This window comes from Corynebacterium pseudopelargi (genome assembly GCF_003814005.1).
GTDB classification, from domain to species: Bacteria; Actinomycetota; Actinomycetes; order Mycobacteriales; family Mycobacteriaceae; genus Corynebacterium; species Corynebacterium pseudopelargi.
This window is the reverse complement of the sequence record NZ_CP033898.1, coordinates 576325-589091: the sequence shown is the minus strand read 5'-3', so window position 1 is coordinate 589091 and position 12767 is coordinate 576325. Positions and strand designations below refer to the sequence as shown.

General features: G+C 58.5%; 8 protein-coding genes. All 8 read left to right on the top strand.

The genetic code is table 11. The features are described from left to right. Positions 1 to 10: 10 nt before the first annotated feature. The 8 genes from CPPEL_RS02795 (at position 11) to CPPEL_RS11255 (ending at position 12734) form a co-directional block, all read left to right on the top strand. On the top strand, positions 11 to 334 hold the full coding sequence (locus CPPEL_RS02795) for a hypothetical protein (RefSeq protein ID WP_123959711.1): 324 nt from the start codon (positions 11 to 13) through the stop codon (positions 332 to 334). 10 nt (positions 335 to 344) lie between these two features. Then, positions 345 to 5348, top strand: a complete 5004-nt coding sequence (locus CPPEL_RS02790; RefSeq protein WP_123959710.1) for a tape measure protein — start codon at positions 345 to 347, stop codon at positions 5346 to 5348. Positions 5349 to 5553: 205 nt separating this feature from the next. Further along, the gene (locus CPPEL_RS02785) at positions 5554 to 6558 is read left to right on the top strand and encodes a hypothetical protein (protein ID WP_123959709.1); all 1005 of its coding nucleotides are present in this window, start codon (positions 5554 to 5556) and stop codon (positions 6556 to 6558) included. Between the two features lie 9 nt (positions 6559 to 6567). Further along, positions 6568 to 8250 carry a Gp37-like protein gene (locus CPPEL_RS02780; protein WP_123959708.1) on the top strand — a complete coding sequence of 561 codons (1683 nt, stop codon included), beginning with the start codon at positions 6568 to 6570 and terminating at the stop codon, positions 8248 to 8250. After that, positions 8247 to 8615 carry a phage gene 29 protein family protein gene (locus tag CPPEL_RS02775; RefSeq protein ID WP_123959707.1) on the top strand — a complete coding sequence of 123 codons (369 nt, stop codon included), beginning with the start codon at positions 8247 to 8249 and terminating at the stop codon, positions 8613 to 8615. Before CPPEL_RS02780 ends, CPPEL_RS02775 begins: the two co-directional genes overlap by 4 nt. Then, entirely contained in the window at positions 8612 to 9397 is a 786-nt protein-coding gene (locus CPPEL_RS02770) for a hypothetical protein (RefSeq protein ID WP_123959706.1), read from the top strand. The genes CPPEL_RS02775 and CPPEL_RS02770 overlap by 4 nt, the downstream gene beginning before the upstream one ends. After that, positions 9394 to 11187, top strand: coding sequence for a hypothetical protein (locus tag CPPEL_RS02765; RefSeq protein WP_123959705.1), 1794 nt, complete (start codon positions 9394 to 9396; stop codon positions 11185 to 11187). Before CPPEL_RS02770 ends, CPPEL_RS02765 begins: the two co-directional genes overlap by 4 nt. Before the next feature lie 38 nt (positions 11188 to 11225). Further along, positions 11226 to 12734 (top strand): GH25 family lysozyme, encoded by a 1509-nt coding sequence (locus CPPEL_RS11255; protein ID WP_245990486.1) that lies wholly within the window; start codon positions 11226 to 11228, stop codon positions 12732 to 12734. Positions 12735 to 12767 lie beyond the last annotated feature (33 nt).

Below are 12767 nucleotides of genomic sequence, written 5' to 3'. Positions count from 1 at the left end.
CTTTGATGCCGTGGGTGCGTTTTTCCGTGGCGATATCACCCTGCGAAAACTGCGTGTGCTCGCGGACGGCCTGCCGCAAGCAGGGCCACACACACGCCACACCACGAACGGCATCGAATACACCTATACCGATTCGCTTTTGTGGGCGCTGATGTGGGGTCTCATGCAAAACACCGTCACCACGGCGCAAGCCGCCGGGTCGAAGAAAGCGAAAATGCCCGCCGATCAAATGCCCCCATACCCGTGGGCACTGCAGGACAAAAAGCAGGCGCTCGGTGGGTCTTTGGGTGACCACACACAAGAGGAAGTCCTGGACTTCCTTGACAGTCTCTAGGAGGGGTTTTATGTCCGGTGTTTGGATTCCGGTGCTCGCGTCCATGAAAGGATTCATCGCCGAGGTGAACCGCGGGGCGGACACCGCCGCGAAATCGGCTGGGCAAAAACTCAACAAGGGATTGTCGGAGGCCACGAAGGATGGTGGCGCTGATGCTGCCGCGAAAGTGGCGAAGGCGGTTGAAGCCCAGACGGTGAAAATTTCGACGGCCAGGAAAGCGCAGGCGCAGGCCGCTGCTGATGTGCAGGTGGCCGAGCAGAAGCTCGCCAATTTGCGTGAGTCGGGCACGGCGAAGGCATCGCAGATCGCCAAGGCTGAATCGCAGCTGGAAACCGCGAAGGTCAAGCACAAGAATGCCACGGCGCAGTTGCAGCGTGGCGAGCAAGACCTAGAAACGGTGCGCAACGGTGGTGAAGCCACCGCTTCTTCGTTGGCGCGTGCCGAAGATGGGCTGGCCAGTGCGAAGGCTAAATCTGTGGCCAAGCAAGGCGAGCTGCGTACCGCTGAAACGCAACTCAATGAAGCCCGCGATAAGGCCAAGGGCGCTTCGGAGGCTGTGCAGCAAGCCGAATTAAACCTCATTAACGTTCGTGACCGCTACGGCGCGAACACCCGGGAAACCGCGTCTGCTGAAAAGCAGCTTGAAACCGCGAAGAAGCAAGCCGCCACGGCTGATAACCAGGTCGCTACGGCTGCTGGCAAGGTCACGAAGGCGCGTGCTGACGTGGCAAACGCCACCGATAATCTTCGCGCTAAGACGATGACCCATAAGGCTGCGCAGGAGCAGGTGGCGAGGTCGGAGCGGAAAGCCGGTGACGAAGCGGCTAGTGCTGGCAGGAAGATTCGTGGCATGGGCACCGATATGGAGTCCGCCAACCCCAAGGCCAAGAACCTGACCGGTTCGCTGATGGGTGTGGCCACGAAAGCCGGTGTGGCCGCTGGCGCGTTCCTTGGCGTGCAGGGTGTCACCTCGGTTCTTGGTGCTGGTTTTGATCGTCTGCAAAATATTGAGCGGGCGGAGATCGGCTTTAAGAACATTGGTCTGACGGCTGATGAGACGAAAGCCCAGATGGCGAAGCTGACAGAGCAAGTTACTGGCACGTCTGTGTCCTTGTCGGACGCTGCGAAATACAGCGCCATGTTTGCCCAGTCTGGTGTGCAGATGGGTAAGCCGATGGACGATACCGTAAAGGCGTTCACGAACTTGTCTGCGGCTGCTGCTGGTTCTGGTGTGGACGTTGGTAACGTCATGACCCAGATTTCGGCTGCCGGGCGTCTGCTCGGTGGTGACGCGATGCAGCTCCAGCAAGCCGGCATCAACATTTATCAGTACGTCGCTGATTACATGGGCAAATCCGTGGCCGAGGTCAAGAAGCTGGGCGAAGAAGGCAAGATCAGCTTCGAGGATGTTGTGGGTGCTGTGAATAAGGGCACCGGCGATTTGGCGAAGGACATGGGCGAGACGCTGTCGGCGAAGATGGCGAACATGAAAACCGCCTTGGCTTCGCTGGGTGCTGCGCTCATCGAGCCATTGATGGGGCCACTTACTACGGCTGTGACAGCGGTGACGGGGGCGCTGAAAGCGCTGATCGGCCCGTTGAAAGTCGTAGGCGGTTGGGCGTCGGAGCACCAAACCACCATGACGGTGCTCGGTGTGGCGTTTGGCTCCCTGGCTGCTGGTGTCGCCGCCTATAACGTGCAGGCCAAGATTGCTGCGGCTGGCGGGATCGTGAAAATGCTGACCGGCATGGCGAAGGCGTCGAAGCTGGCTGCTGTGGGTCAGTGGGCGTTAAATACCGCGATGTGGGCGAATCCGCTGACATGGGTTGTTGCCGCGATTGCTGCGGTGGTGGCCGGGTTGGCGCTGTTTTTCACAAAGACGGAAACCGGGCGGAAAGCCTGGGAGACTTTCACGAATTTTCTTTCGAGTGCTTGGCAGGCCACGGTTGATGCGCTGAAAGCAGCGTATGAGACTTTTGTGAAGCCTATTTGGGAAGGCCTCGTAAATGGCGCCCAGTGGGCAATGGAAACCCTCACCCCCGTGTGGGAAGGCATCAAGGCCGGGTTTAACGCGGTGAAGGATGCGTTTTCGACTGGTGTTGATTGGATCAAGTCGAAATGGGATGAGCTGGGCACGGGCCTTGGGCAGTTCAAGGCGACGTGGCTTGATCCTATTGGTGCTGCGATCCAGGCGTGGGTGAACACGATTGTTATGCCGGCGTTTGATTTGCTGGGGCAGGGCATCAAGCTGGTGTGGGATGTGCTGATTAAGCCGGTTTTTGACACGTTTATGTCGCTGGCGCAGTTGGTGGGCAACATTATCATGATCGTGGTGAACAACTTGATCATTCCCGCGTGGAACACCCTGGGGTCGATTATTTCGAGCGTGTGGAATGGCATTATCCAGCCGGTGTGGGAGCTGATTAAAACGGCTGCTGGCATCCTGGCGGATATCCTCACCGGCAATTTCGGCAACATCGGTGATCGCTTCTCGTCGATGGGTCAATCGATTAGCGACATTGTGCACGGTGTGATCAACACGGCGATGGAATTTTTTAAGGGCATTGTTGAGATGGTTGGCAATGCCTGGGAGACATTCCGGGACATTGTGGGCACGGTCGTGGATTTCGTGAAAGAACGAATCCAGAAGATGATCGATAACATCGGCGAGATCCCCGGCAAGGTTCAATCCTTGTTTGAGGATGCCGGGTCGTGGCTGGTGAATGCTGGTCGTGACATTATCAGTGGCCTGTGGAACGGCATGAAAGAGAAGTGGAATTCAGTCAAAAATTGGCTGTCTGATCACTTGTCGTTCTCGTCGATCGGTTCGCTGGTCGGTATGTCCGGTGGTGGCATCATTTCGTTTGCTGCGGGTGGTATCACAGAGGCCTATGTTCAGGGTGGTATCCGCCAGCTTGAGGCATACGCCAATGGTGGTGGTCGTGAGGATCACCGGGCGCAGATCGCCCCGGCTGGTGCTTGGCGCGTGTGGGCTGAGGACGAAACCGGTGGCGAGGCTTATATCCCGCTGGCATCGTCGAAGCGAGTGCGCTCCACCGCGATTTTGAATGAGGTCGCAACCCGCTTTGGATACCAACTCATAGATCGCAACGGCGCGCCTTACGCGGGTGGTTACAACGGCAACCTGGGGCCACAACACGTTACAGCGTTCGCTGATGGCGCGGTTGTAGGCCCCGATGCGCTGGTGAGCTTCGTGCATGGCCGTGGCGCATCACGCCCCCTGGAAGGCGCACCGTATATCTTCGGCGGTTCCAACTGGGGCGACTGCTCCGGCACACAATCCGCTGTTGCCGCGAAGGCCGTTGGCCTTGACCCGTTCCCCCGCAAATTCGCCACCATGAACGAAGGCTCGTGGCTGGCTGCTCATGGGTTTAAGCGTGGCCGTGGCGGATCTGGTGATCTGCGCATCGGCTACATGAACGGAGGCCCAGGCGGTGGTCATACTGCTGGCACGCTGCCTAACGGTGTGAACATCGAAATGGGCGGTGCCAGGGGTAATGGTCAATACGGTGGCCAGGCTGCGGGTGCTTGGGATTCGTATTTCACAGATTTCTACTACCTGCCAATGAAACCGGAGTTTGACAAGGTAGCGCTTGATGGGCTTGGGGATCTTGGTGATGATGATCTGACGATTTCCACCACCCCGATGGGTATCCCGGATACGCCTGGTGATGCTGCTGCCGCGTCTATGGGCGCGGATACCACTGGCAACACGGGCACGAATGAGAACACGATTTCTGGGATGGCTGGCAACCTCGCTAAGGAAGTTGTGTCCGGCCACGTGTCGGACATTTTGGGTGTGTTTGGTGTTCCTGACACGCTGCCGTCGTGGCTGACTGGTATGCGTGACCTGAAACAGGAATACGACAAAGCTCACTCGGATAACGCCACTGGCAACCCGCGTACCTCGCTGGCTGAGGATCACGCTGCGCAACTGCATGATGATGCTGTGACTAGCATGACGCCTGCGGAAATGAAGCGCGACCCGCAATTACGCGGCGCGGATACGTTCGATGTGGTGGAGCAACCAAAGGTGCCTGAATGGGGCCCGGAGTTTTTCGTGCATGAGATTGCGCGTCAAGCCAAGGCCATGAATTTGGGTGCTGATGGCGCGAAGATTGGTGTGGCTACGGCACTGGTTGAGTCCGGTGATCCGTTGCAAATGTATGCCAATAATTCGGTGCCTGAGTCGCTGAAATTCCGCCATGATGCGGTGGGCAGTGATTATGACTCGGTTGGCCTGTTCCAGCAGCGCAATAACGGTGCGTGGGGCACGGTCGCGGAGCGCATGGACCCGTTTAAATCGGCTGGCATGTTCTTCCGTGAGCTGGTGAAGTTTGATTGGCGGGGCATGCAGCCGGGTGATGCTGCCCAGAAGGTGCAGCGTTCGGCGTTCCCTGACCGCTACGCGGGGAAGATGGGGCGCGCCGAAGAATTGGTGAACAATGTTGGCTTGTTTGACCAGGGCGGGGTGCTGAAGGATAAATCTTTGGCACTCAACTTGTCTGGCAAGCCGGAGGCGGTGCTCACCAATGATCAGTGGGGCATGCTCAATGACCTCGGCGGGTCGCTGCCTTCCATCGTGGGTGGTTTGACGTCCTCGGCGGTTGGTAGCGCAGGCATGGCCGGTATCGCCGGTGTGAACTCTGTTGTGCCTGGTGCTGGTGCCGCGCTTGAACCGCTGGTGGGTGTTGCCGCTGACTATGCCGGTGGTGTCACCTCGGGTTGGGCACAGGCGTTTGTGACTGCCGCTAATCAAACGGCGGATATTGTCGCGGAGCCGGTGCGCGATACCGTTGGGGAGTTTGCGCAGCCGGTCGTGGACATGGCCAACCAGGTGCAGACCGGGGTGCGTGAGGTTGCTGGCAGGGCACAATCCACTGCCCAGCAGGTACAGGCGAAAACGCCTATCAACATCAATGTTCAAAACATGGAACAAGCCTACGAAGCAAAAAGGCGTCTTGAGGCGCGCGAATTGGCGGGTTTCATGTGATCCTGTGAGGAGGGGTCTTGTGCGGCGCGAAAAAGTAGACATCCGAATTTACGGTGTGGACGGTTCCCGTTGGCGAATCACCGGAAAAAAGGGTGGCGACCAAGGAGTGTGGATTGACCAGGGACAAGTCGGTCTTGTGGCCGATACCCCTGTGGAGACTATCTGGCAGTCTGGCGTTGGCCAGGTTGGTGGCACATTCCGAGGTATGAATTTCGCGCCGCGTGAAATTTCTCTTCCTGTGATGATTTTGGATCACGATGGCGAGTCTTGGGAGTCGATCGATTCTAGGTGGCGTCGCGCTTGGTCGTACACCGAGGACTCTGTGATGGAGTTGGAGGTTGAGGGGCAGGCGCGCCGGATTGGTGTGCGGTTGAAGGCCACCCCGGAGCAACATTTTGAGGAGTCATCGGGGCATGAGCGTGGCGCATCCAGGATGCTGATGCACCTGATCGCTGGTGATCCCCTTTGGACGTCGGAGACGGAGACGCAGCCGTGGGTGTTTGATGGTGTGCACTGGACGGGTAGTGTCACCGTGACGAATCCAACTGATATGCCGATGTGGCTTAAATGGACGGTGACGGGGCCTGCTTCGATCATTTTGCCGGATTTTTCGTTTGAGACTCGTGAGGGTTATCCGGGTTTTGAGCAGCAGCACCGAAAGATCGTGCTGCCTCACCTTCGTTATAAGTGGGATGCCTTGGTGGACTCTGATCCTACGCATGAGCAGTTGGCGGTGGTGGGTAAACCGAATTTCTGGATGCTGTTGGAAAAGCCGTTCCTGTACCCTGTTCCGCCTCACACCCCACCAACTCAACTCCCTATCGCCGTGAACCCCCTTCCCCTGTTGCCGGAGGTGTGGAAACGGCTGGATGTGCCGTTTGATATTCCGGTGGAGTTTTTGGTGAAGATGGCCGAAATCCTGGAGAAGATGCTGGTCGGTATTGGGCTGAAAACGCTGGAGCAGTTTTCGGCTGATCAGATCGCCGCGAAAACCCGCGAAGCGCTAGAGCAGGCAGCGGATTGGGCACGCGGTATCGGCTTGATTGGTGAGTGGCTGGGGCAACTGCTCGATAAGTTGTCGCGATCACGTTTGGCGGAGTTGATTGGTGATGCGTGGGGTCATACCTGGGGGCAGGCTTTTAATTTGCCTGGTGCTGGGGTGCAGGTGCGTATGGAGCGCCGGTGGACGAGGCCCTATGGGCTTGATTAGGGAGGTTTTGTGGCTACTGCAGCAGCGTTGAAGCGGCTCGATGCGCATTTGTCTGAGGTGTATGGGCGGGTTGATGCGGAGCGGAAGGCACGCGATGCACAACGCGCCTGGACGCCACTGGTGCGCTTGTGGGATGGTGATTGGAATCTGCGCGGCGTTGTGGGTGGCGCGCTGGATATGCAGTGCGAATGGAAGTACAACGAGGTTGGCGCTGCGTTTATCACCCTGCCCCATGACCATCATTTGGCGAAGTGGGCGTTGGATCATCGTGGCCGAAAGACGAAGAACATCCATGTGACGTTTGATCGTGCTCTTGATGGGCAGGATGCGCGTTGGGGTGGCCGGTGCCAGTCGGTCACGCTGGTGAAAAACAGCGATGGCACGCGTCATGTTGAGTTGAAGTTTTTGCATGACCTGAAAGAGCTGGAGCATGTGCTCGTGTGGCCGAACCCCTTTTTACCGGCTGGGGTGCAGTTCCCGAAGGCGTTTGCGCTCGCTGGGCCATTGCGCACGATTTTGAAAACCACATTGCTAGTGAACCTCATGCGCCTTCACGGCAACATGTGGCAACTCCCTGATGATCCGCTGAATCCGAAAACGTGGGGTGAGGGCTTCACCCCGTGGAATTGGTCGATCATCGTGGCGCCGGGGTCTATTCTGCTTGATGATTCGCAGTGGGGTGTGGTGTCCTCCCGCATGAAAAATTTCATGGAAGTGGCCGCCCCTTCCCTGGATGATGCTGGGCTGATGATCACTTGCCGCCGGTGGCTGCGGGGTGACCCGAAGCCCAAGGGCTGGCTGGGGCCTATGCGTCAAGGCCAACTCGTGGTGGATATTGAGGATAAGTCGGGTGTGTTTGAGCAGACCGCGATTGGTGGCACCATCTTTGGTGGCATGGTGCGCACGGTCACGAAAATGGCCGATAACGTGGTGGATGATGTGGTCACGGTGGTGGCGAATCCTACTGTCCCGGTTGAGCACGCCGTATCCCGTTTCCTAGGCACGCACCCGCGTTACCCCTGGGTGGTGTTCCGCGACGGTGAATTTACCCCGGTGGAATCTGGTTCGTGGACGTGGCAACCTGCGACGGTCGCCCAAATTACTGCTGGTGGTAGGTCTGCCCCTGGTGTGAATTCGGCTGTGTCGATGGTGACGCAGCTTGTGGGCAATTTGATCGGGTCGATCTTTTTGATGCCGTCTGCTGGTGGGATTGTGGATACCGCGCTGAAACCCCTCTATGAAGATGTTTTCCTTGCGTTTGGGTCGGTGAAGTCGCCGCTTCGCACAATGATGGCCGGGTGGTCGTACTACCACGAAGGTTGGGCTGAGGGTGGCGAAACCGCGTGGTCGTTTAGTGGCCTGGTGGCGATGCGCGAGGCCTTCTATAAGACCCGCGCGAAGGATTACGCCACGGTCGCTATCAGGGACGGGGCACCCTACATCATTGGTGACATGGGCCGTGGCCATATTTGGTTGGGTGACCGCGCCGGTGTGCTGCTTGAGGGCATGCCCGGCGGCTACTACCCGGTTTTACAGATGACGCAGGTGACGATGGTGTGCTCGCGTGATGAGCCGGTGAAGCTCACGGCTTCATTTGGTGACCCGCGCGCCGATCAATCCCCCTTGGCGCGCCTTTTTGGCCAGTCCAAACAATTTTTCGAAGTTCTGAAAGAGCTAGGAGTGTGGGCGTGATCCCAGTAGACCAGACCAAAGCAGACATGTCGGATCCGGAGCAGCATTTCGGGTGGGCGGTCGCGTCCATTCCCCCGGTGGGATACAACCCCGACCTGCCAAATATCGTGTTCCCGCTGCTGTACCTGCCGTGGCTGTCACAATTCCTGTGGGATTGCGGTTTCCGCCACCACCCGGAGCTGCAGGTGATTCGCCAGCGGGTCGATGAGTCCGCGCCGTTGCGGAATGCCGGTGTGCAGTGGGAGCGGATTCCCAATGGTGAGGCCGTGGCCACGCCGCAACCAACGGGTGTTGATCTCACCACCATGTCCGATGAGGACGCGCAGGCGCTCCTAGAAGCACTGAAAGCGAGGCTGAATCTATGACCGCGCCACATGGCTCAATGCCTGAGGGTTTTATTGGCATGGGTGGGCTGCAAGATTTGCAGCGCATGACTGAGGACGATGTGCGCCGCCGTCTGCGTGCCCCTGTGCAGCGCGCCGTGGACGATGCCCGCTCAAAATTCTTGGAGGGGTTGAAGCGGGATGTGTTCGCCCCGCTGATCAGCATTTTCAAAGGTGCCACCCCACCAGGGTTTGAGCGGGTGGCGGAGGCGTTTCAGGATGGGCAACTCGCGCTAAAAAACCGGCTCGACCTGCTCTCACCACTGCTGGATTACGGCAGCGCTTACATGAAGGAGCAGGGTGGCTTCCTGCAATTCGGCAATAACCACGGGCGCATGCGATTTGATCAGCAGCTCGGGCCGATGCGCGGCTGCGAACTGGTGGACGGTGGTATCCGTCTGCTGGATAAGGGCTTGTGGGATATTCGCGCCCAGTTGGCGTTTGGTGGCAATGCGCTCGGTTTGGGTGCGGGCTATGTGAAGTGGATGGTGCGTGTTTACCGGCCTGACGGCTCGCTGTTTTCGGAGCAGGTCGGTGTGGAGGACAACCAAAACACGATCACGTCCACGATCGTGTCGTCGGTGGTGGTGCCTGAGCCCGAGTACACGGTGATCGTGGAGGTCGCGTGGATTCACGGTTCAAGGCTGCTGCTTGGTGGCCCCTCCAATACGCGCCTGGTGGTGCAACACATCTCGCGCAAAACAGATGTTGGTGCCACGGGTGCCGAAAACTCAGATGAAATTGAAGGAGGAATCCAGCCATGACGATTTTGGTGTGTGATTTTCGGTCGATTGTGGGTGACCGCGCCCAGGGCACGGTGACGGTGGAGTCTGTGGTTGATCGTCCGGCTCATGGGATCCCGGGCGCGGTGATTCTGCCAATGCGGGAGACGTACAGGCTGGTCGATGGCCAGTGCGTGATTGATGGCATTGACCCAGGGCCGGTCGCGCTCGAGGTGCACGCCGGTGGTGTGTTCCGCCGCTGGGAGATCAACATCCCGGAGGATGGGCGGCATAATTTTTCGGAGATGTTGGAGCATCAGGTGCAGTGGTCGCCTGCGGTGGTGTCGCGTGTTGAGGAGTTGGTTGCTGAGGCTTCGAGGGTGGCTACGGCTGCTGGGAAGTCCGCGAGTGCTGCGAAGCAAGCCGAGGGCAGGGTGGCTGCTGTTGTGGCTGATGCGGAGGGCGCGTTGCGTGGTGAGATCACGGCGTCGTTGGAGGCGGTTGGGGCTGCGCGTGATGAAACGGTGGCTGCGAAGGATACGGCGGTTGAGGCGCGTGGCTTGGCGGAGTCTGCGCGTGATGCTGCCAGGGGTTTTCGTGATGAAGCCCAAGAAGCTAGGGATGTTGCCCAGGGTCATGCTGTAACGGCTGGTGAGCAGGCCGGGGTGGCTGAGGGGCATGTGACCACGGCGCGGGAGTGGGCTGAGAAGTCGGAGGCTGCGCGCGAGGCCGGTGTCGCCCTGATCGTGGAAGGGCGCTCGCTGTCGGAGCTGGGGCATGCTGACGCGGATCGTGCGGAGGCTGCGCGTGATGAGGCGGAGGCGAAAGCCCGTGAGGCTGGTGAGCATGCCACGGAGGCTGGAGAGTCCGCGAAGGCTGCCGCTCGGTCTGCGGAGTCTGCTGCGCAGGGTGCCCCGGAGGGTGGTTGGACGAAGGCACAGCTGCATGTGAACGTGCAATCACAGTTGGATAAGGTCGATAGCCTGCCTACGTCGCAGGCGGTGCAGTCGATGATCTCCGGCAAAGCAGATACTACGGCTTTGCAAGAAGGCCTTGCCCGCAAGCTGGACAGTATGCCCGTCTCTGAAAACGCCACACAATCCACCCTGGTGAAGCGCACTGGGGAGGGCAGGATCAAGGCCGCGAACGGGGTTGCGGGTGATGATGTAGCCACCATGTCACAGCTCAATGACAAGCTAAGCCTTGGGCACCAATGGAACTCCGTGTATGCGATGGATGACATTTCCGACACGATGATCCCGTATGGGGAGCCCGCGAAGCCGAACAGCATTCCGTTGCGTGGTGCGGGTGGTGTTTTGCAGGTTGGTGACCCCACGGCACCGGCGCACGCTGCGAACAAAAAATACGTTGATGCAGCCCAGTTACCGAAGGGGTGGCAAACACACCCGTGTGAGGTGTGGGACACCCAACGCATTAGGGTCGGGTCGAACGGCAAAGAATCGTTCCAATATTGCCGGGTTGGTGGCCAGATTTATCTGGTGGGTGAGATTGTGATCGGCTCGGAAGGCGCTATGGCTGGTGGTGGTGATGTGCTGGTGAAGAACCTCCCCGGCACCCCCAACTACCCGGCTGGTGCGCGCCTGTTTGGTGCTGGCGAAGCCTACATCGCCGGGGTGAACCGGTTCGCTATCACCCCCTACATGCTGGGTGACCAGATCAAATTCCTAGTGCCATACTCAATCAGCTCTGCCCAGACCGTGCCGTGGCGACTGTTTTGGAATAGCCAGGGTGGGTATCCGATTGAGTCGAAAATTTATGAGCAGCAGAAAGCGAATTATTTCCGCTTTTCGATCACCTACCCAGCCAACTAACCCCCGCAACATGCGGGGCTTTTCTTTTAGGAGGATGAATGACCATTTTCGGTGTTGATGTGTCCGAGCACCAATCAGGCATGAGCCTACGCAGGGCAAAAGGTGAGGGCATTGAGTTTGCGATCCTGCGCCTGTGTGATGGCACCTACCGCGATAAGGTGTTCCGCTCGCATTTGGCTGATGCTGAATCGGCGGGGCTGCTCGTGGCCACCTACTGGTATTTGCGCGCCCCTAGTGAGGGCACCACCATTGCGCAGCAGGTGGATGTGATCGATGCGCAAATGGGTGGGCGTCGTGACCTGCCGGTGTGGATTGATGTGGAATCTGTTGACGCCAGTGGCCGGAAGTTGCTTACGAAGGACGATGTGCATGCCGCGAAACGTGAGCTTGAGAAACGCGGCTACACCGTGGCCGGTGTGTATTCCGGTGCGTGGTATTGGGAGCAGATGCCAGGTGGTGAGCCGTCGATGCGTGGCCTGGGTGCCCTGTGGGTGTCGAATTATGGCAAGAATCGTACCCTGCCCTACAAGGACGCTTATCTAGCTGATGGTGCAGACAAGCATGCTGGCTGGGGTTATCCGTTGGGTGATCGTAAGCCGGATATTCTGCAATACGGCTCCAATGGCTTGGTGGCGGGCTTCAAGGTTGATGTGAACGCCTATAAGGGCACCCGCGAGCAACTAAAACAGCTTTTTACTGGGCGTGGTGACAAGCCAGCCCCACCCGTGGCACACACCATCACCACCGTGGAAAAAGTGCTCGAATACCCCCGAGACCAAGTAGTACAAGACACCTACTACTACTGCGGCCCAGCTTCGACACAAACTGTGGTGCGCGCGGCTACGGGGCATTTGATTGGTGAGCGTGACCTCGCGCGCCAAATGCAAACCACCACCAACGGCACCAACAGCATCTACAACATTTTGCCGGTGCTGCAGCGTCATGTGCCCGATGGTGCATGGAAGGCCGTGGAGATGCCGAATGACCCACCGACCAATGAGCAAAAAACCCGCCTGTGGCAGGACATTGTGCGCTCCATTGACGTGGGCAGGGGTGTGATTGCGAATATCGTTGCCCCGCCGTCGAACTATCCCCGCGCATCGTACAAATCCAACATTAACCCTGCGTATGGCGGTGGGGTCGTGTACCACTATGTGGCTGTGATGGGCTACGCGGTGGACAACACCGGCCAACGCCATGTGTGGGTGGCCGATAGCGGGTTCCGCCCTTATGGGTATTGGTGCACGCTTGACCAGCTCGCCACGCTGATCCCCCCGAAGGGCTATGTGGCAGCAACGAAGGGCATCACCCCGAAACAACAGCAGCAGCGGGAGGAGGTGAAGAAGTTGGCACAGTCGCTTGATGATGTGGTGAAAACCCTCGTTGATGGCAGTGATTTTAAGGACGCTCGCGGGAATTTCATTCTGCACGCTGATCGCAACGCGTTTTTGGCGATGAAGAATACCGAGCTGATCTTAAAAGCCTTGGAGCGTCTTGATGGGCGTGTGGCTGCTTTGGAGAAGCAGCTTGCAGCACCGAAGCAGTAAACCCCCAACCCCTATCCGTTTTCCCCGCCCGCT

Excerpts from the sequence above, each read along its gene's own strand:
- CPPEL_RS02785 (WP_123959709.1), top strand. The coding sequence starts at position 5,554 with ATGAATTTCGCGCCGCGTGAAATTTCTCTTCCTGTGATGATTTTGGAT.
- CPPEL_RS11255 (WP_245990486.1), top strand. The coding sequence starts at position 11,226 with ATGACCATTTTCGGTGTTGATGTGTCCGAGCACCAATCAGGCATGAGC.
- CPPEL_RS02770 (WP_123959706.1), top strand. The coding sequence starts at position 8,612 with ATGACCGCGCCACATGGCTCAATGCCTGAGGGTTTTATTGGCATGGGT.
- CPPEL_RS02765 (WP_123959705.1), top strand. The coding sequence starts at position 9,394 with ATGACGATTTTGGTGTGTGATTTTCGGTCGATTGTGGGTGACCGCGCC.
- CPPEL_RS02790 (WP_123959710.1), top strand. The coding sequence starts at position 345 with ATGTCCGGTGTTTGGATTCCGGTGCTCGCGTCCATGAAAGGATTCATC.